General features: G+C 68.6%; 16 protein-coding genes. 7 read left to right on the top strand and 9 right to left on the bottom strand.

The features are described from left to right. Positions 1–7: 7 nt before the first annotated feature. The 7 genes from WG903_RS18035 to WG903_RS18005 are packed head-to-tail and all read right to left on the bottom strand — an operon-like array spanning position 8 to position 6722. Positions 8–994 (bottom strand): phosphatidate cytidylyltransferase, encoded by a 987-nt coding sequence (locus WG903_RS18035; protein WP_340077965.1) that lies wholly within the window; start codon positions 992–994, stop codon positions 8–10. Continuing rightward, a complete protein-coding gene (locus tag WG903_RS18030; RefSeq protein WP_340077964.1) occupies positions 991–1617 on the bottom strand; it encodes a lysophospholipid acyltransferase family protein in 627 nt (208 codons plus the stop codon). Before WG903_RS18030 ends, WG903_RS18035 begins: the two co-directional genes overlap by 4 nt. Next, the gene (mtgA, locus tag WG903_RS18025; RefSeq protein WP_340077963.1) at positions 1614–2351 is read right to left on the bottom strand and encodes a monofunctional biosynthetic peptidoglycan transglycosylase; all 738 of its coding nucleotides are present in this window, start codon (positions 2349–2351) and stop codon (positions 1614–1616) included. The genes WG903_RS18030 and mtgA overlap by 4 nt, the downstream gene beginning before the upstream one ends. Next, positions 2348–3172 (bottom strand): shikimate dehydrogenase, encoded by an 825-nt coding sequence (aroE, locus tag WG903_RS18020; protein ID WP_340077962.1) that lies wholly within the window; start codon positions 3170–3172, stop codon positions 2348–2350. The genes mtgA and aroE overlap by 4 nt, the downstream gene beginning before the upstream one ends. 9 nt (positions 3173–3181) lie before the next feature. Beyond that, positions 3182–4051, bottom strand: a complete 870-nt coding sequence (locus WG903_RS18015; protein ID WP_445263615.1) for an energy transducer TonB — start codon at positions 4049–4051, stop codon at positions 3182–3184. Next, positions 4048–6096 (bottom strand): ribonuclease catalytic domain-containing protein, encoded by a 2049-nt coding sequence (locus tag WG903_RS18010; RefSeq protein ID WP_340077961.1) that lies wholly within the window; start codon positions 6094–6096, stop codon positions 4048–4050. The genes WG903_RS18015 and WG903_RS18010 overlap by 4 nt, the downstream gene beginning before the upstream one ends. Before the next feature lie 26 nt (positions 6097–6122). Continuing rightward, complete coding sequence (locus WG903_RS18005; RefSeq protein WP_340077960.1) at positions 6123–6722, bottom strand: YqiA/YcfP family alpha/beta fold hydrolase; 600 nt, start codon at positions 6720–6722, stop codon at positions 6123–6125. Between the two features lie 36 nt (positions 6723–6758). Between WG903_RS18005 and rodA the strand changes: the two genes are divergently transcribed. The 7 genes from rodA (at position 6759) to WG903_RS17970 (ending at position 15293) form a co-directional block, all read left to right on the top strand. After that, positions 6759–7913, top strand: a complete 1155-nt coding sequence (rodA, locus tag WG903_RS18000; protein ID WP_340077959.1) for a rod shape-determining protein RodA — start codon at positions 6759–6761, stop codon at positions 7911–7913. A gap of 9 nt (positions 7914–7922) precedes the next feature. Further along, positions 7923–8789, top strand: coding sequence for an NAD(P)-dependent oxidoreductase (locus WG903_RS17995; protein WP_340077958.1), 867 nt, complete (start codon positions 7923–7925; stop codon positions 8787–8789). Then, positions 8786–10864: a protein kinase domain-containing protein gene (locus tag WG903_RS17990; RefSeq protein WP_340077957.1), complete on the top strand. Its 2079-nt coding sequence runs from the start codon at positions 8786–8788 to the stop codon at positions 10862–10864. Before WG903_RS17995 ends, WG903_RS17990 begins: the two co-directional genes overlap by 4 nt. Before the next feature lie 23 nt (positions 10865–10887). Next, positions 10888–12348 carry a metalloprotease TldD gene (gene tldD, locus WG903_RS17985; protein WP_340077956.1) on the top strand — a complete coding sequence of 487 codons (1461 nt, stop codon included), beginning with the start codon at positions 10888–10890 and terminating at the stop codon, positions 12346–12348. Positions 12349–12414: 66 nt separating this feature from the next. Next, positions 12415–12930, top strand: coding sequence for a hypothetical protein (locus WG903_RS17980; RefSeq protein WP_340077955.1), 516 nt, complete (start codon positions 12415–12417; stop codon positions 12928–12930). 188 nt (positions 12931–13118) lie between these two features. After that, positions 13119–14231, top strand: coding sequence for a 3-deoxy-7-phosphoheptulonate synthase (locus WG903_RS17975; RefSeq protein ID WP_340077954.1), 1113 nt, complete (start codon positions 13119–13121; stop codon positions 14229–14231). Between the two features lie 60 nt (positions 14232–14291). Continuing rightward, on the top strand, positions 14292–15293 hold the full coding sequence (locus WG903_RS17970) for a hypothetical protein (RefSeq protein WP_340077953.1): 1002 nt from the start codon (positions 14292–14294) through the stop codon (positions 15291–15293). Here the strand turns inward: WG903_RS17970 and mpl are convergent. Both mpl and WG903_RS17960 read right to left on the bottom strand, forming a co-directional pair. Then, positions 15290–16657, bottom strand: a complete 1368-nt coding sequence (gene mpl / locus WG903_RS17965; protein ID WP_340077952.1) for a UDP-N-acetylmuramate:L-alanyl-gamma-D-glutamyl-meso-diaminopimelate ligase — start codon at positions 16655–16657, stop codon at positions 15290–15292. The genes WG903_RS17970 and mpl overlap by 4 nt on opposite strands. A gap of 59 nt (positions 16658–16716) precedes the next feature. Then, positions 16717–18345, bottom strand: coding sequence for a long-chain fatty acid--CoA ligase (locus WG903_RS17960; protein WP_340077951.1), 1629 nt, complete (start codon positions 18343–18345; stop codon positions 16717–16719). Positions 18346–18360 lie beyond the last annotated feature (15 nt).

Genomic DNA, 18360 nt, shown 5'->3' with positions numbered 1-18360 from the left:
GCCTTCATCATGCCCCGGAATACCAGCGGACCGAGTGGAAAAAGATCGGCGCCGCGAAGCACAGGGCGTCGACGCGGTCCAGCAGGCCGTTGGCGCCGGTGACCGAGATGCCGCGCTGGCCCCAGGCGGTGACGCCGCGATCGCGCTTGAGCGCCTTCATCACCAGGTGGCCCATCGAGCCCGCGACGCAGGCCACGAAAGCCATGATGACCGCCTGCCAGGTGCGGAACGGCGTGATGAACGACAGGACGGCGCCCACGAAGCTGCCCAGGACCATGCCGAGCAGCCACGAATACCAGTTGAAGCTGCTGCTGATGGCGGGGATGCTCGCCTTGCGCTCGAGGTGGCGCGTGAGCAGGTGCTGCAGCAGCATGCACGCCTGCACCACCAGGACCAGGAAGAACACCAGGAACGCGCCCTTGCCTTCGTAGTCGCGGAACTCGAGCAGCATCAGCGCCGGCACGTGGCTCAGGCCGTAGACGCACACGACGATGCCCCACTGCAGCTTGGCGTTGCGCTCCAGGAAACGCTGCGTGTCGCCTGAGAAGGCGCTCACCACCGGGATCGCGAGGAACACGTAGACCGGGATGAACACCGTGAACAGGTCGAAGTGGCGCGTGGCGACCAGCCAGAACTGGATCGGCAGCACGATGAAGAAGGCCAGAACCAGGCTGCGGTGGTCGCCGCGGCGCGTCGGCGACAGCGTGATGAATTCGCGCAGCGCGAAAAAGGAGATCAGCGCGAACAGGATGTTGGCCACCGCCGGCCCGGCCGCCCAGCCGATCCAGAACACCACCACCATGAACCACGAGGTGGACAGCAGGCGGCGGAAGTTCTTCAGCTCCGCATGCCAGCGCTCGTCGCGCGCCGCGCCGCGCTGGCGCAGCGACAGCAGGAAGGCCGTGACGCTGGCGATCGTGAGGATGCCGAAGACGATGATGAACAACGCCGCCACCTGCTCGGTGGCCGTGAGGCTGCGCAGGAACCGGTTCATACGTCCCTCAGGGCAATCACGGCCTGCCTCGCGCGTTCCAGGAACTCCTTGCGGTCCTCGCCCTCGCGAAGCTGGACCGGCTCGCCGAAGGTCACGGAGCACAGGATGGGGACGGGCACCACTTCGCCCTTGGGCATGACGCGCTGGATGTTGTCGATCCAGGCCGGCACCAGCACCACGTGCGGGAAGCGTTGCGCCAGGTTGTACAGGCCCGCCTTGAAGGGTTGCGGCTCCTCGGCATGGCCGCGCGTGCCCTCGGGGAAGATGATGAGCGAGTCGCCGTGTTCCAGCGCCTCGATCAGCGGCTGCAGCGGGTCTTCGCCTTCCTTGCGTTCGCGCTCGACGTACACCGCGTTGAAGACGGCGGTGGTGATCCAGCGCTTGAAGTCCGACTTCGTCCAGTAGTCCTTCGCGGCGATGGGGCGGGTGATCGAGCGCAGCTCCTCGGGCAGGGCGGCCCAGATCATCACCAGGTCGGCGTGGCTCTGGTGGTTGGCGAAGTAGATGCGCTGCTCGGCCTTCGGCGGGCAGCCGTACCAGCGCGCTTGTGCGCCCGTGAGCATGCGCACGAGGGCCAGCAGCCCCCAGCCCATGGCCTTGGCGCGGAGGTTGTTGCTGCTCATGGCAGCTCGGCGCCGCGCATGCGCCCGGTGATGAGGCCTGCGCGCGCCGCGAGGTAGCCGGAGTTCGGCAGCTTCTCGAAGTACTTCGGCCGCGGCAGCATCACCGCCAGGCGCGCGGCTTCGTAGGGCGTGAGCTGCGACGCGGGCTTGCGGTAGTAGTGGCGCGCCGCCGCTTCCGCGCCGAAGACGCCTTCGCCCCATTCGACGCTGTTCAGGTAGATCTCGAGGATGCGCTCCTTGCTCATCATCTTCTCGAGCGCGAAAGTCAGGACGATCTCCTGCGCCTTGCGAAACAACGTGCGCTCGCCCGACAGCAGCAGGTTCTTGGCGAGCTGCTGCGTGATGGTGGAGCCGCCAACGATCTTCACGGGCCGCACGGGCGCGTTGGGCCGCGCGCGCGACTGCTGCTTGGCGGCGCGCTCCTCGGCCTTCTGGTTGCGCTCCCACGCCTTCTCCAGCGCTTCCCAGTCCACGCCGTCGTGGTTGGTGAAGGAGTCGTCTTCCGAGGCGATCACGGCGCGCTTGAGGTGGTCGGAGATGCGCGAATAAGGCACCCACTGCTGGCCCCAGCGCAAGGTGCCCTTCTGCGTGGCGATCCGCCAGGCCTCCGAGCGCTGGAAGGCGGTCGACTGCGGGTCCATGGTGGCCGCGAGGGCGATGCGCGCGACGAAGAACACCTCCAGCGCGCAGCCCGCGAGCAGGACCAGCGCGACGAGGCGAAGCAGCGCCTTCATGCGAGCGTGGCGCGCAGTTCCGCCAGCACCTGCGCGCTGGGCGGCCGCACGCCGCGCCAGACGAGGAAGGCCTCGGCCGCCTGTTCGACCAGCATCCCCAGCCCATCGCGCGCGACGGCGCCGTTCTCCTGCGCCCAGGCGACGAAGCCCGCGGCGGCGGGGCCGTACATCAGGTCGCAGGCCAGCGCGCGCGGCTTGAGCACCGAAGCAGCGATGGGGATGCCCGAGCCGCTCATGCTGGCCGCGGTGGCGTTGATCACCACGTCGAAGGCGCCGTTGGCCTCCAGCTGCGACGCGTGCAGCTCCACGCCGTGCTCGCGCGCCATGGCCGCATGCCGCTCGACGATCGCTTGCGCCTTGTCCACCGTGCGGTTGGCGATGACGATGCGGCGCGGCTGCGCATCGATGAAGGGCCCCAGCACGCCCGCCGCGGCGCCGCCCGCGCCCACGATCAGCACGTCGCGGCCCGCGAGTGCCACGCCCGCGTTGTCCTGCACGTCCATCACCAGGCCGATGCCGTCGGTGTTGTCGCCGAGGATGTCGTTGCCGTCGAAGGCCAGGATGTTGCTGGCCTGGGCCAGCTGCGCGCGCGGCGTCAGGCGCGTGGCCAGCTGCGGCGCCTCGAACTTGAAGGGCACGGTGACGTTGCAGCCCCGGCCGCCCTCGGCGCGGAAGTCGCGCACGGCGCGGACGAAGCCATCCAGCGGGATGAGCCGCTTGTCGTAACGCAGCAACTGGCCGGTGAGCTCGGCGAAGCGCGCGTGAATCCACGGCGACTTGCTGTGCTCCACGGGATTCCCCATGACGCAGTAAAGATCCATTCGGGATGCCTAGCGGTCGACGAGCTTGGTCTCGAGCGTGCCGTCGCGCGCGAAAGTGAATGTCTGGATGAAGGCCAGCCGGTTGTAGCCGGACTTGAGCATTTTCGCCTGCACCTTCTGCGGCACCGCGCCGAAGGGCCCGGCGCTGCGGGCGATGGCCTGCGCGCGCTTGTCCAGCGTGGCGTTGCCCGACGAGCGCTCGATGAAGGTGTCGCTGATGTTGCCGTCGAAGCCCACGGTGAGCTGGATCACGAGCTGGCCATAGAGCGGGCGGCCGCCCGCCTGCGGGAAGTTGCGCGTGCCCTTGTCCTCGATCTTGCGGCGCAGGACGTCGTAGTAGATGGCGAACACCTCCTCGCGCGTGGCGGGCGTCACGTAGCGCTTGCGCGGGCGGGCGTTCTCCTCGCTGATGCGCCGCTCGATCTCGGCCAGGATCTTCAGCTGCTGGCGGCGGCGCTCCTCGAAGGCCGCGCGCTCGGCGGGGCTGGCCTGCGCGATCTCCGGCGGCTTCATGGCCACGACTTCGCTGCGCTTGGCCGCCAGCAGCACGGTCTGCTGCTGCAGCAGCTGCAATTCGGCCTGGCGCTGCATGTCCTCGGCCGAATCGCCGAATTCGGTCATCAGCGAGGGCGGCAGGGGCGAGGTGGCGCGGCCCTTGGCGGCGTCGCCGCCGCCGGCCAGCGAGGCCTGCGCAATGGCCTGGGCCTTGTCCGGGCGTTCGTTCGCGTTGGCGTTGACCAGGATGACTTCGAGCGGCGTGTCCTCGAACACCCGGTTGAAATTCTCGGGGTCGACGAAACGGAAGGTGAGGAGCGCCCCATGCACGGCGATGGAGATGCCGAGCGCGATCTGCAGGGTACTGAACTGGCGCAGGTTCACGAGCCCGAATTGTCGCCGGTAACGGCTGAGCTGTCCTCAGTTTCGTTCACATCGACCGCAATGGCAATCGGGCCTGCCACGGCTTCTTCCTCGCCTTCGTCTTCGGCATCCAACGGTTCGGCCGGCAGGTCCAGGCGCTCGACGACCGTTCCCTTGACGTCCAGGGTGATCAGGTCGATATCGCCCAGCTTCACCCGCACGTGGGCGCCCCGGGGCAGGCCGGCGCCGCCCAGCACCGGCAGCACCAGCGGGATGTCGTCCGCCCGCACCAGGCCGTCCTTGAACTGGGTGCCGACGATCTCGCCGATGCCCTGCTGCTGGAGGTATTTCAGCGTCCAGTAGCGCTCCATGGTGGCCTGGTGGCCGTTGTAGGCGGTATACGCCGCGTCGAACGCCGAGATGATCGAGAACAGCTCGGCGTCCTTGGGCTTGAAGGGCGCCGCCAGGGCGGCGGTGCGGCCGTGGCGGGCGGCGGCGATCACCTGCCACTGGTTGACCAGGTCCGTGTAGCGGCGCAGGGGCGAGGTCGTCCAGGCGTAGCTTTTCACCCCGATGCCGGCATGGGGCAGGGCCTTGGTGCCCATGCGCACCTTCACGCCGGGCGCCAGGCTGGCCTGGCTGCGGTAGATGGCGGGCACGCCCAGCTCGGCGAGCCAGCTGCCCCAGGTGCTGTTGGCCAGGATCATGGCCTCGGCCACGATCAGGTCCAGCGGGGCGCCGCGGCGGCGGATGGTGATCTCCACGCGCTCCTCGCCGGTGGGCTCCGCGCCGTTGTTGCCGGCGAGGCGGAAGTTGTAGTCGGGGCGGTTGAAGTTCTCGGGCTTGCCGCGCACGATCTCGCGCTGCGCCTTCAGCTGCAGCGCCAGGCGGTGCAGGAAGGCCAGCTGCGGGTGCAGTGCCGCCACGGGATGGCCGTCGCCGGGGTGCGAGGCCGTGAGCCATTCCTCGGTGACAGCCGCATCGAGCAGGTCGTGGCGCAGGTTGATCGTGATCGGCACCCGCTCCAGGCGCGTCTCGGTGGCCTTCAGCGCGAGGGTCGCCTCGTCGAAGGTCGCGTACAGGGACACCGACGGGCACTCGACGCCTTCCTGCAAGGTGTACGCCTGCACCACGTCGTCGGGGAGCATGGTGATCTTGAAGCCGGGCATGTACACGGTGGACAGGCGTTGGCGGGCCACCCCGTCCAGCGGCGCACCCGGCTGAAGCGCGAGGCCCGGCGCTGCGATGTGCACGCCGACGACCACCTCGCCCGTGCCCAGGCCTTGCACCGACAGCGCATCGTCGATCTCCGTCGTGCTCGAGTCGTCGATGGAAAACGCCTGCACCGGTGCCACCGGCAGGTCGTCCTTGATCTCGGGCGCCGACAGCGGCGGGAAGGCGTAGCCCTTGGGGAAGTTCTCGAACAGGAAGCGCTTGTAGTGGAACTGGTAGGCCGAGGTGATCGCGCCGGCGCGCTGCAGCAGCGCGAGCGGCGAAAGCTGCGTGGCGCGCGCGGCTTCGACGACGGCCTTGTACTCGGGCGCGTTCTTGTCGGGCTTGAAGAGGATGCGATAGAGCTGCTCGCGGATGGCAGCGGGGCACTGGCCCGCGGCGAGTTCCTCCGCCCAGCCGGTGATCTGCGCCTGCACCTGCTTCTTCTTCTCGATCGCGACGAGCGCCTGCTGCAGGATCTCCGCCGGCGCCTTGCGAAAGCGCCCCTTCCCGCTACGGCGGAAGTAGTGCGGCGCGTCGAATAGGCGGAACAGCGCGGCGGCCTGCTGGGCGAGCGAGGCCTTGTCGCTGAAGTAGTCGCGCGCGAGGTCGGCGAAGCCGAACTCCTCCTCCGGCGCGAACTCCCAGGCGAGCTCCAGCTCGATCGAGGGCGCGAGCGCCTGCGCCTCGCGGATCAGTTCGTCCGGCGCGGGCTTGTCGAACTTCAGCAGGATGTTGGCGGACTTGACCTTGACGCGCTTGCCGCTGGCGAGCTCGACCTGCGCCGAGGACTCGGCCTCGGACATGACGCGGCCGGCCTGGAACTTCCCGCTTTCTTCGAACAACGCAAACATGCTTGCGATTGTCCCATGGGGATGGATCAGGAAAGGCCGAGGAAGCTCAGCACTTCGGCGATGTGGTCGTCGAAATCGGTGATGGCATGGTCGCTGCCTTCGAGCAGCTTGATGCGTGCGCCGGGGTAGCGGCCCGTCATCTCGCGCCAGTCGAGCACCTCGTCGCCCTTGGCGATCACCGCGAACAATTTCGCGGGATCGCGCAGCGGGCCCGCCTGCAGGGCGCGCAATTCGTCCACGTAGCGCGGCTCGAAGAAGAAGCGCTCGTTGGGGTCATGCCAAGCGGCCTGTTCGCCGACGTACTTCGCCAGGTCGCGCGCGGGGTCGACCGCCGGGTTGAGCAGCACGGCGCGGCAATCGCACGCCTGCGCGACATAAGTCGCATAGAAGCCCCCCAGGGAGGAGCCGATCACGCCCATGCGGCTGCGCGGCCAGCTGGCGATGCCGGCCATGACCATCTCCATCGCGGCCTTGGGCGAAGGCGGCAGCTGCGGGCACCACCAGTCCACCCCGGGGTGGCGCTGCGCCACCCGGGCGGCGACCATCCGGGCCTTGGTGGACATCGGGGAAGAACGGAACCCGTGCAGGTACAGCAGGTGGCTGACCGCGGGGGTGGGGGAAGGCATGGCCGATCATCCCACGGGGGCCATAATCGACGAGCCATGTCCGCAGTCTTCGACCAGCCCTCGGTGGGCCGCCGCCTCGCGCCCATGCTCGACGGGTTCGACGGGCCGCTCGCCTTCGCCGCCTTCATCCTCGCGTGCGCCGGGCTGCTCACCATGTACTCCACGGGGTACGACTTCGGCTCGCGGTTCCCGGACCACGCGCGCAACATGCTGCTGGCCGGCGTGATCATGTTCGTCGTCGCGCAGGTGCCGCCGCAGCGCCTGATGCGCTTCGCCGTGCCGCTGTACACCCTGGGCGTGGCGCTGCTCATCGCCGTGGCCGTGTTCGGCATCACCAAGAAGGGCGCGAAGCGCTGGGTCAACGTGGGCATCGTCATCCAGCCCAGCGAGATCCTCAAGATCGCGATGCCGCTCATGCTGGCGTGGTGGTTCCAGAAGCGCGAAGGCCAGCTGCGCCCGCTGGACTTCGTCGTGGCCGCGGTGCTGCTGGTGATCCCCGTGGGCCTGATCGTGAAACAGCCGGACCTGGGCACCGCCATCCTGGTGATGGTGGCCGGCCTGGCGGTGATCTTCTTCGCCGGCCTGTCCTGGAAACTGATCATCCCGCCGGTGGTGCTGGGCCTGGTGGCCGTCGTGCTGCTGGTGATTTTCGAGCCACGCCTGTGCGCCGACGGCTTCCGCTGGCCGATCCTGCACGACTACCAGCAGCAACGCATCTGCACGCTGCTGGACCCGAGCAAGGACCCGCTGGGCAAGGGCTTCCACATCATCCAGGGGATGATCGCCATCGGCTCCGGCGGCCTGCTGGGCAAGGGCTTCATGAAGGGGACGCAGACGCACCTGGAGTTCATTCCCGAGCGCACGACCGACTTCATCTTCGCGTCGTTCTCCGAGGAGTTCGGGCTGCTGGGCAACCTGATGCTGATCGGCGGCTTCGCCTTCCTGATCCTGCGCGGCCTGTCGATCGCGCTGGAAGCCTCCACTTTGTTCTCGCGCCTGCTCGCCGGGGCCATCACCATCATCTTCTTCACCTATGCCTTCGTGAACATGGGCATGGTCAGCGGCATCCTGCCGGTGGTGGGCGTGCCGCTGCCCTTCATCAGCTACGGCGGGACGGCCATGGTGACGCTGGGCCTGGGCCTCGGCATCCTGATGTCGATCGCCAAGAGCAAACGGCTGGTCCAGAGCTAGGAGCCGCTCGTGCGCACGGTCGGCATCGTCGGCGTGGGCAACATGGGCGGCGGCATGGCGGCCCACCTGCTCGCGCAGGGATGGACGGTGCACGTGCACGACATCGTGCGCGAGAAGGTGGATGCGTTCGCGGCGCTCGGCGCGGTGCCTTGCGCCAATGCCGCCGAGGCAGCGCAGGACGTGGCGGCGCTGGTCGTCTGCGTGGTGGATGCGGCGCAGGCGCGCGAAGTGCTGTTCGGCCCCGGCGGCGGCGCCGCGAGTTTGCGCAAAGGTGCGGCAGTGCTGCTGTGCCCCACCATCTCCCCCCGCGACGTGGAAAGCATCGCCTCGCAGCTGCGGGAAATCGGCATCGCCGCCATCGACGCGCCGATGTCGGGCGGGCCGGCGCGGGCCCGCGACGGCTCGATGAGCCTGATGGTCGCGTGCAACGAGGCGGTGTTCGAAGCCAACCGGCCCCTGGTCGAGGCCCTGAGCCGCAAGGTGTTCCGCGTGGGCGACAAGGTGGGCGACGGGGCCCGCACCAAGCTCGTGAACAACCTGCTGGCGGCCATCAACCTGGTCGGCGCCGCCGAAGCGATCGCGCTGGCGCGCAAGTTGGGGCTGGACGCCCGCACGACGCTGGACGTCATCGAGCAGTCCAGCGGCCAGAGCTGGATCGGGGTGGACCGCATGCGCCGGGCCATCGAAGGCGACTTCGAGCCGCGTGCGCACATGACCCTGCTGGCCAAGGATTCCCGGCTGGCGCTGGAGGAGGCGCAGGCGGCGGGCTTCGAGGGGCCCCTGGGGGCGGCCGCCCGCGACGTCTTCGCCCGCGCGGTCGAAGAGGGGCTGGCCGGGCTGGACGACGCCGCCCTGCTTACACTGCTGTCGTCATGACCACGATCCTGATCGTCGAGGACGACGACGCCATTCGCAACAACGTCATCCGGATGTTGAAGCTGGAGGGCTACGAGATCGTCTCCGCCACCAACGGCCGCCAGGGCCTGGAGCGGGCCCGCGCCGAGCGGCCCGACCTGATCATCTCGGACATCGGCATGCCCGAGATGGACGGTTTCGAGATGCTGGAGGCGATCCGGGCCGACGACGTGCTCGGCTCCACCTCGGTCATGCTGCTCACCGCGCTCGATGACCGCGCCAGCATGCGCCGTGGCATGACGGCCGGCGCCGACGACTACCTGGCCAAGCCGTTCACCCGCGTCGAACTCCTCGATGCGCTGCAGGGCCTCCTGAAGAAGAAGGGGCGGATCGAGGCCAGCATCGAATCGGCCGTGCGCGAGCGCGAGGAGCACCTGCGCCGCGCCTTCACCGAGAGCCTGGGCGGCCGTGCGCTGCCGGACAAGTTCGCGCTGGCGCCCCCCAAGGGCGCGATCACCGATACGGTGGTCGAGGCCACTGTGCTGTTCTCCGACATCCGCGGCTTCACCTCGCTGGCCGAGAAACTGAGCTCGCGCGAGGTGGCGGAGCTGCTCACCGAATACTTCGACCGCATCTGCGAACCCGTGCTGAAGAACGGCGGCCAGCACCTGCGCTTCATCGGCGACGGGCTGATGGCGGTGTTCTCCGACAACATGGTCGAGACCTCGCCGCTGCCGGCGGCGCGGCGCGCCATCTCGGCGGCGCTGGGCATGGCGCTGTCCACGCAGGACTACCGCTCGTGGCTGGGACAGCGCTTCGCGCAGCGGGGCCTGCCTGCCTTCGCGATCGGCATCGGCCTGCATTGCGGCGAGGTGACTATCGCGCGCCTGGGAACGACCAACAACAAGGAAACCACGCCGATCGGCGACACGGTCAACATGGCCGCGCGGCTGGAGTCAGCCAGCAAGGAGCTGAACTGGACGGTGGTCGCCAGCAACGTGGTGCTGGAACACGCGGGCGAGGGGGTGCTGACCGGCGGCATCACCTCGCTGGAGGTGCGCGCCAAGAACGTGTTCATGGACGTGGCCGAGATCGTGGGCCTCGATGCCTCCGAGGAGGACAAGCTGTTCGGCATGGCGACGCTCGCGGACCGCGCGAACGAGGTGCGCGAGGCCGTGCAGATCAACTCCGAGATGACGGCGCGGGCGGTGAAGGGCGCGCTGCAGTCCAAGCTGTCGGCGTTCAAGGACTTCGCGCCGGGCGACGAGCCGCTGCGCCTGAAAGGCTACCGCCTCACGCGCAAGATCGGCTCGGGCGGCATGACGGAGGTGTTCCTGGCCGTGCGCGAGGCCGACGGCCTGCCGGTGGTGCTGAAAGTTCTGGACGCCAGCGGCAAGGCCACCAGCGAGCACCTGTCGCGCTTCATCCAGGAATACACGATCCTCTCGCGCATCGATCACCCGAACGTCATCCGCATCTACGACCAGGGTTTCACCGACGACCACGCGTACATCGCGATGGAGTATTTCGAGCACGGCGACCTGCGCGCCGAGATCAAGATGGGCATGACGCCCAGCCGCGTCGTCGAGATCGTGCGCGAGGTGGCGCTGGCGCTGGAAGCCATCCACGAGCGCGGCATCATCCACCGCGACCTCAAGCCCGAGAACGTGATGCGCCGCCCGGACGGCACGGTGGCCCTGGCCGACTTCGGCATCGCCAAGTCGATGATGCAGCAGGAAAACATGGCTCTCACGCAGACGAAGCACGGCGACGTGGTGGGCACACCGTACTACCTGAGCCCCGAGCAGGCGTCGGGCCAGGCCATCACCACGCAGTCGGACCTGTACAGCCTGGGCGTGATGATGTTCGAGATGCTCACGGGGCAGCGGCCCTTCCGCGCCGAAACGCTCAACCTGCTGCTCGCGCACCATGTGTCGGCGCCCACCCCGCGGCTGCCCGAGGCGCATGCGGCGCTGCAACCGGTGGTGGACCGCCTGATGGCCAAGAAGCCGGCCGACCGCTATGCCAGCGCCCGCGAGCTGCTGGACGATTTCGCCGAAGGCGCGCTCAGCCGTACGCTCGTCGAGCGGCGCTGAGACCCGCGACCTAGAATGGTTCCATGATTTCCCGCGAACCCACCCTCGAGCGCCTGGCCACCGCCCAGCGCCTGCTGCTCGAACCCTTCGGCCTGGACGAAACGCACCTGGCGCGCGCGCTGGCCGAGATCACGGCCCACCGGGTCGACGACGCCGACCTGTACTTCCAGTACACGCGCAGTGAAGGCTGGAGCCTGGAAGAAGGCATCGTCAAGACCGGCAGCTTCAGCATCGACACCGGCGTGGGCGTGCGCGCCATCAGCGGCGAGAAGACGGCCTTCGCGTATTCCGACGACATCAGCGAGGCGTCGCTGCTCGACGCAGCGCGCACCGTGCGCACCATCGGTGCCGCCGGCGGGCAGGGCCGCGCCCGCGTCGGCGAGAAGAAGATCGCGGGCGGTCGTTCGCTCTACGGCGCGATCGACCCCATCGCCACGCTGGACAGCACGGCCAAGGTGCAGCTGCTCGAGCGCGCCGAGAAGCGTGCCCGCGCCAAGGACCCGCGCATCGTGCAGGTGATGGCGGGCCTGGCGAGCGAGTACGACGTGGTGGTGGTCGCGCGCGCCGACGGCACGCTGTCCGCCGACGTGCGCCCGCTCGTGCGCCTGTCGGTCACGGTGATCGCCGAGCAGGGCGGCCGGCGCGAGATGGGTACCGGCGGCGGCGGCGGGCGTTTCGGCCTGGCCTACTTCGACGACGGCAAGATCGACGAGTACGTCGACGATGCCGTGAAGGCGGCGCTGACCAACCTCGAGTCGCGCCCCGCGCCCGCGGGCGAGATGACCGTGGTGCTCGGCCCCGGCTGGCCGGGGATCCTGCTGCACGAAGCCATCGGCCACGGGCTGGAAGGCGATTTCAACCGCAAGGGCTCCAGCGCCTTCTCCGGCCGCGTCGGCAAGCGCGTTGCCGCCAAGGGCGTGACGGTCCTGGACGACGGCACGCTCTCCGACCGCCGCGGCTCGCTGAACGTGGACGACGAAGGCAACCCGACGCAGCGCACCGTGCTGATCGAGGACGGCATCCTGCGCGGCTACATCCAGGACACGCTCAATGCCCGCCTGATGGGCGTCGCGCCCACGGGCAACGGCCGCCGCGAAAGCTATGCGCACATCCCCATGCCGCGCATGACCAACACCTACATGCTCGGCGGCGACAAGCCGGCCGATGAAATCGTCGCCAGCATGAAGAAGGGCCTGTACGCAACCAACTTCGGCGGCGGGCAGGTGGACATCACCTCGGGCAAGTTCGTGTTCTCGGCCAGCGAGGCTTTCTGGGTCGAGAACGGCAAGGTGCAGTACCCCGTGAAGGGCGCGACCATCGTGGGAAACGGCCCCGACGCGCTCACGCGCGTGACCATGATCGGCAACGACATGGCGCTCGACACGGGCGTGGGCACCTGCGGCAAGGAGGGGCAGAGCGTCCCGGTCGGCGTGGGCCAGCCCACGCTGCGCATCGACGGATTGACGGTGGGCGGCACGGCCTAGCGCGAGATGGACACCAGCGGCTCGTCGTCGCCGAATTCGCGCCTCCGGCGCCATCCGACGACGCACATGCCGAGCATCAACACGTTCGGCGACCTGTCGAACTTCCTGCGCGGCGCGGTCGCCGACGAGGACAGCCGCCAGCTGTCTGAGAGCATGGCGCAGCTGTCGGTGCACATCGAGGCCATCATCGCGGCGCTGCGCGTGGACCGCGTGCGCACGACGATCGCGCCGATGCTGGTGGACCTGCTGACGGTGCTGCGCGGGCACCGCAACCTCGTGGTGAACCTGGGCCTGCCCTGGCGCGGCCTCTACGAGTACGCGGCCTACCTGCAGGCCCTGAACAACTTCCGCGTGCTGATCGGGCAGTGGCTGCTGGACGGCGGCCCGCGCAGCCAGCAGCTGCTGCTGACGGCGGAAGACTTCGAGCTGGTGGCGTGGCGCACGCTGGGCGAAGGCATGCTGCTGATCGACATGTACGAGCAGTGGCTCGCCAGCGAATCCAAGGACCAATCCACGCTCGGCTCGCTGCCGGAGCCGCAGGTGCAGCGCGCCTTGCAGTGGTGGAAGAAGCTGCGGCTCTAGTGGCCGTGCGGCCTTTGTGCTACATTGCCCCCATGATTTCGCGTTTCGCGTTTTTCTTTGCGTATTTTTGGCATCTCCATCCCACCGGCGGAAGAGAGAGCTGACCGTACCCGAAGAAAACGCGTCACACACCTCAACGAACCGCCGGCCAACCCGGCGGTTTTTTGTTTTCAGGAGCCCGAAGAACCATGAATGCCACCACCGCCGATGCCTGGCTGTCCCACCCGGTCGACAAGACCAGCGAGACCGACGATGAGCGCATCAAGGACATCACCGTGCTGCCCCCGCCCGAGCACCTGATCCGGTTCTTCCCGATCCGGGGCACGCCGGTGGAGAGCCTGATCACCCACACGCGCCGGGCGATCCACAACATCATGCAGGGCAAGGACGACCGGCTGCTGGTGATCATCGGGCCGTGCTCGATCCACGACCCGTCGGCCGCGCTGGACTACGCGCGGCGGCTGAAGGACGTTCGCACCAAGTACGCCGACACTCTCGAAGTCGTGATGCGCGTGTACTTCGAGAAGCCGCGCACGACGGTGGGCTGGAAGGGCCTGATCAACGACCCCTACCTCGACGAAAGCTACCGCATCGACGAGGGCCTGCGCATCGCGCGCAACCTGCTCATCGACATCAACCGCCTGGGGCTGCCGGCGGGCAGCGAATTCCTCGACGTGATCTCGCCGCAGTACATCGGCGACCTGATTTCCTGGGGCGCCATCGGCGCGCGCACGACCGAGAGCCAGGTGCACCGCGAGCTCGCCTCGGGCCTGTCGGCGCCCATCGGCTTCAAGAACGGCACCGACGGCAACATCCGCATCGCGACCGACGCAATCCAGGCCGCGGCGCGCGGGCACCACTTCCTGTCGGTCCACAAGAACGGGCAGGTGGCTGTCGTGCAGACCAACGGCAACAAGGACTGCCACGTGATCCTGCGCGGGGGCAAGACGCCCAACTACGACGCGGCCAGCGTCGATGCGGCGTGCCGCGACTTGCAGTCCGCCAAGCTGCCGCCGGTGCTGATGGTCGACTGCAGCCATGCCAACAGCAACAAGGAGCACCAGCGCCAGGTCGAGGTGGCGCGCGACATCGGCACGCAGGTTGCGGGCGGATCGCGCTCCATCTTCGGCGTGATGATCGAAAGCCACCTGCACGCCGGTGCGCAGAAGTTCACGCCGGGCAAGGACGATCCCCAGAAGCTGGAGTACGGCAAAAGTATCACCGACGCATGCCTCGGCTGGGACGATTCCCTGCAGGCGCTGGAGATCCTGGCGGGCGCAGTCAAGAAGCGCCGCAGCTAGCGGAGTTTTGCAAAAAGTAACTAGAGGCGTATATTTGTTGCTGGCTTTTCAAGCCGCAACATGAACAACGAGCTTCCTACCTTCCGGCTGGGTATCGCCGGGTTTGCGTCGGACGAGCAGCAGGCCATCGAGCGGGTGCTGCATTCCGGTGCCGGGGAGGCCGCCACGTGGGAGGTCGGCGACGCCGACAACGCCGACGCCTGGTGGCTGAACGGCGCGCGCACGCAATCGGTGGGCGGCGGTCGCATCCGGGTCGCACCCGCCATCCCCACGGCCCACGCCCTGCAGATGCACCTGCCGGACATCGACCGGCCGGTCGCCTTCGCCGAGCCGGTGCCGCCTGGCGTCGAGGCGCGCTGCAAGTTCAACCTGGAGGCGCCGGGGACGATGAAGGCGGTGCTGCAGCAGTTCGACGCGTGGTTCGCGCCGGTCGTCGCGCAGTTCTGCCTGGCGTCGCACGTCGTGGAGCACCAGTCGGCCCTGGGTGCGGGCCAGTTCGAGCTGCGCGTGAATTCGGAATTGCTCGCCGTGGTCGACATGCACGGCGACGCCGCCGTGCGCGGCACCGCCGGGCCCGCGGATTTCGAGGAAGCGGTGTGGTCGCGCGCGGCCGGCGGGCCGATGCCGGAGAACTTCGTCCACTCGAGCCTGTCGCAACTGATGTGGCAGTACGCGCTGCGCACGCAGCGCGACGTGCTGCCCCGCCACTACCGCACCGGCCTGCTGTACTTCCGTCGCGCGCCCCGCCTGCCGCAAAGCCTGCTGAAGGATTCGCACCTGCTCGTCATGCGCGAGCTCGTGCTCGCGCCGGGCACGTTTGCCGACCTGATGCAGCGCTGCGGGATGGACGACGCGCGCCTGGCCCGCGAACTGGCCGCGCTTTATTTCGTGGGCAGCATCACCTCCAACCCGAAGCGGGCCGCGCGCGCCCCGAACGAGCCGAGCACGCGCAGCCACCTGGTGACGGTGCCCGATTCGGAGGCACCCGCGGATTCAAAGCCCCTGCGGCAGGTCGGCCTCTACGACCTCACCGCGCCCGCGCCGCTGCGGCCCGACCGCTAGCGAGCCAGCGCCGCCAGCAGCTTCGCGTGGATGCCGCCGAAGCCGCCGTTGCTCATGCACAGCACGTGGTCGCCGGCGCGCGCCGCGTCCACCACCATCTTCACGGCGGCGTCGATGCTGGCAGCGACCTGCGCTTTCGCGCCCAGCGGCGCCAGCGCCTCGGCAGCGTCCCAGTCGAGCCCGCCCGAATGGCAGATCGCCAGGTCGGCCTGCTCCAGGCTCCACGGCAGTTGCGCCTTCATCGACCCGAGCTTCATGGTGTTCGAGCGCGGTTCGAACACCGCGACGATGCGAGCGCTGCCGACCTTGCGCCGCAGGCCGTCGATGGTCGTGCGGATGGCCGTGGGGTGGTGCGCGAAATCGTCGTAGACGGTGACGCCGCCCGCGACGCCGCGCACTTCCATGCGGCGCTTGACGTTGGCGAACTGCGCGAGCGCCTCGCCGGCTTTCGCGGGCGGCACCCCCACGTGGTCGGCGGCGGCGATCGCGGCCAGCGCATTGAGCTGGTTGTGCACGCCCGTCAGGTCCCACGCGACATGCGCGACGCGCTTGCCGCGCGCCAGCACCTCGAAGTCGTGCGGCTCGCCTTCGGCGGTGAAGTCGTCGGTCGCCGCGCCGAAGCTGCGCACCTCGCTCCAGCAGCCCGCATGCAGCACGCGCGCCAGGCTCTCTTCCAGGCCGTTGGTCACCACGCGCCCCGTCGATGGGACGGTGCGCACGAGGTGGTGGAACTGCCGCTCGATCGCCGCGAGGTCCTCGAAGATGTCGGCGTGGTCGAACTCGAGGTTGTTCAGCACCGCGGTGCGCGGGCGGTAGTGCACGAACTTGCTGCGCTTGTCGAAGAAGGCCGTGTCGTACTCGTCGGCCTCGATGACGAACGTGCTTCCCTTGCCCAGGCGCGCCGAGATGCCGAAGTTGCCCGGTACGCCGCCGACCAGGAAACCCGGCTGCAGGCCCGCGTGCTCCAGGATCCACGCGAGCATGGAGGTCGTCGTGGTCTTGCCGTGCGTGCCGGCGACCGCGAGCACGTGCCGCCCTTGCAGCACGTTCTCCGCGAGCCACTGCGGCCCGCTGGTGTAAGGCAGGCCCCCGTCGAGGATGGCTTCCATCAGGGGATAGCGCGGGTTGCCGTCGGCGCTCCGTGCGCGCGACACGACGTTGCCCACGACCCAGACGTCAGGCTTCAGCGACAGCTGGTCCGCCCCATAGCCTTCGATCAGCTCGATGCCCAGCGCGCGCAGCTGGTCGCTCATCGGCGGGTACACGCCCGCGTCGCAGCCGGTGACCTTGTGCCCCGCCTCGCGGGCGAGTGCGGCAACCCCTCCCATGAACGTGCCGCAGATGCCGAGGATGTGTAGATGCATCCGAAGATGATAAAGACACTGGATCCCGGCCTGCGCCGGGATGACCGCTCAGCGAGCGGTCATTTCGGGAACATCTGCCGCAGCCTGAGCTTCCAGAACTTGCCGGTGGAGGTGCGCGGCACGGCTTCGATGAACTCGTAGCGCTCGGGCAATTGCCACTTGGCGAAGCTGTGCGCGAGCAGGTGTTCGTCGAAGGCCTTGCGCTCGGCCTTCTGGCCGGGCTTGAGGACGATGCAGGCCAGCGGCCGCTCGCTCCACTTCTCGTCGGGGATCGCGATCACGGCAGCCTCGGCCACCGCAGGGTGCGCCATGAGTGCGTTCTCCAGGTCCACCGAACTGATCCACTCGCCGCCGGACTTGATCAGGTCCTTGGTGCGGTCGGTGATGCGCACGAAACCCAGCTCGTCCACCGAGGCGACGTCGCCCGTGCGCAGCCAGCCGTCCTCGGTGAACTTCTCGCGCTCGACGGGCACCTCGTGGTAGCTGCCGGTGATGAAGGGGCCGCGCACCTGGATCTCGCCGACGCTCTTGCCGTCGCGCGGCTGCTCGCCGCTGTCGCCGCGCACGCGCAGTTCCACCAGCGGCACCTCGATGCCGGCCATGGCCGCGCGGCGGTATTTCTCGTCGTCGCTGGCGCCGCGCAGTTCGGCGCGCGGATACGAGACGGTGCAGACGGGCGAGGTCTCTGTCATGCCCCAGCCCTGCATGATCCAGATGCCGTGCCTGTCGAACGCGCGGATCAGCGACTCGGGCACCGCGGCGCCGCCGACCAATGAACGCATGCCGCGGGGCAGCTTCCACCGGCCCTTGTTCGGCGAGCCCTCGGCCTGCGCCGCGTCATAGGTCTGGATCAGCGTCATCCAGATCGTCGGCACGCCCAGCGCCAGCGTCGGCGGCTCCAGCGTCATCAGGTCGAGGATGTCGTCGGGGTGCAGGTGCGGGCCGGGGAAGACCAGCTTCACGCCCATCATCACCGCACCGTAAGGCATGCCCCAGCTGTTGGCGTGGAACATGGGCGTGACCGGCAACACGACGTCGGTGCCGCGCAGCCCCCAGAAATCGCCCAGGCTCGCGACCAGCGTGTGCAGCACCGTGGAGCGGTGCGAATAGACCACGCCCTTGGGGCGGCCCGTGGTGCCGGACGTGTAGCACATGGAGACGGGGTCGGTCTCCGCGTGCGGCTCGTAGGCGAACGCGTCGGGATCGGCGCTCGCCAGCAGCGCCTCGTAGTCGCCGAAGCCGTCCGGCACCGCCGCGCCCGAGAAGGGGAACACGATCACCTTCTCGAAGGTGTGCAGGTGCGCGAACTGCTTGTACAGCGGCAGCAGGATGTCGTCGACCACCAGGAAGCGGTCGTTCGCGTTGCCGGCGATCCAGCCGATCTCGTCCGGCGACAGGCGCAGGTTCAAGGTGTGCATCACGCCGCCGGCCGCCGGGATGCCGAAGTAGCACTCCAGGTGCGCGTGGTGGTTCCAGCACAGCGTGGCGACGCGGTCGCCCTTGCGCAGCCCGAGCTTGCGCAGCGCATCGCCCAGCGCTCGCGTGCGCCGGTAGAACTCGCCGTAGCTGTGGCGCTTGAGGCTCTTGTCGGGCAGGCGCGAAACGATGTGGTTGTCGTGGAACACCTGCCCCGCCCGTTCCAGCAAATGGTTGAGCGAGAGCGGCACGTCCATCATGGTGCTGCGCATGGCGGTCTCCTTCTT

This window comes from Ramlibacter sp. PS4R-6 (genome assembly GCF_037572775.1).
Taxonomy (GTDB): Bacteria; Pseudomonadota; Gammaproteobacteria; order Burkholderiales; family Burkholderiaceae_C; genus Ramlibacter.
This window is presented reverse-complemented; position numbering and strand designations above follow the sequence as displayed.

Excerpts from the sequence above, each read along its gene's own strand:
- WG903_RS18035 (WP_340077965.1), bottom strand. The coding sequence starts at position 994 with ATGAACCGGTTCCTGCGCAGCCTCACGGCCACCGAGCAGGTGGCGGCG.
- WG903_RS18030 (WP_340077964.1), bottom strand. The coding sequence starts at position 1,617 with ATGAGCAGCAACAACCTCCGCGCCAAGGCCATGGGCTGGGGGCTGCTG.
- mtgA (WP_340077963.1), bottom strand. The coding sequence starts at position 2,351 with ATGAAGGCGCTGCTTCGCCTCGTCGCGCTGGTCCTGCTCGCGGGCTGC.
- aroE (WP_340077962.1), bottom strand. The coding sequence starts at position 3,172 with ATGGATCTTTACTGCGTCATGGGGAATCCCGTGGAGCACAGCAAGTCG.
- WG903_RS18010 (WP_340077961.1), bottom strand. The coding sequence starts at position 6,096 with ATGTTTGCGTTGTTCGAAGAAAGCGGGAAGTTCCAGGCCGGCCGCGTC.
- WG903_RS18005 (WP_340077960.1), bottom strand. The coding sequence starts at position 6,722 with ATGCCTTCCCCCACCCCCGCGGTCAGCCACCTGCTGTACCTGCACGGG.
- rodA (WP_340077959.1), top strand. The coding sequence starts at position 6,759 with ATGTCCGCAGTCTTCGACCAGCCCTCGGTGGGCCGCCGCCTCGCGCCC.
- WG903_RS17990 (WP_340077957.1), top strand. The coding sequence starts at position 8,786 with ATGACCACGATCCTGATCGTCGAGGACGACGACGCCATTCGCAACAAC.
- tldD (WP_340077956.1), top strand. The coding sequence starts at position 10,888 with ATGATTTCCCGCGAACCCACCCTCGAGCGCCTGGCCACCGCCCAGCGC.
- WG903_RS17980 (WP_340077955.1), top strand. The coding sequence starts at position 12,415 with ATGCCGAGCATCAACACGTTCGGCGACCTGTCGAACTTCCTGCGCGGC.
- WG903_RS17975 (WP_340077954.1), top strand. The coding sequence starts at position 13,119 with ATGAATGCCACCACCGCCGATGCCTGGCTGTCCCACCCGGTCGACAAG.
- WG903_RS17970 (WP_340077953.1), top strand. The coding sequence starts at position 14,292 with ATGAACAACGAGCTTCCTACCTTCCGGCTGGGTATCGCCGGGTTTGCG.
- mpl (WP_340077952.1), bottom strand. The coding sequence starts at position 16,657 with ATGCATCTACACATCCTCGGCATCTGCGGCACGTTCATGGGAGGGGTT.
- WG903_RS17960 (WP_340077951.1), bottom strand. The coding sequence starts at position 18,345 with ATGCGCAGCACCATGATGGACGTGCCGCTCTCGCTCAACCATTTGCTG.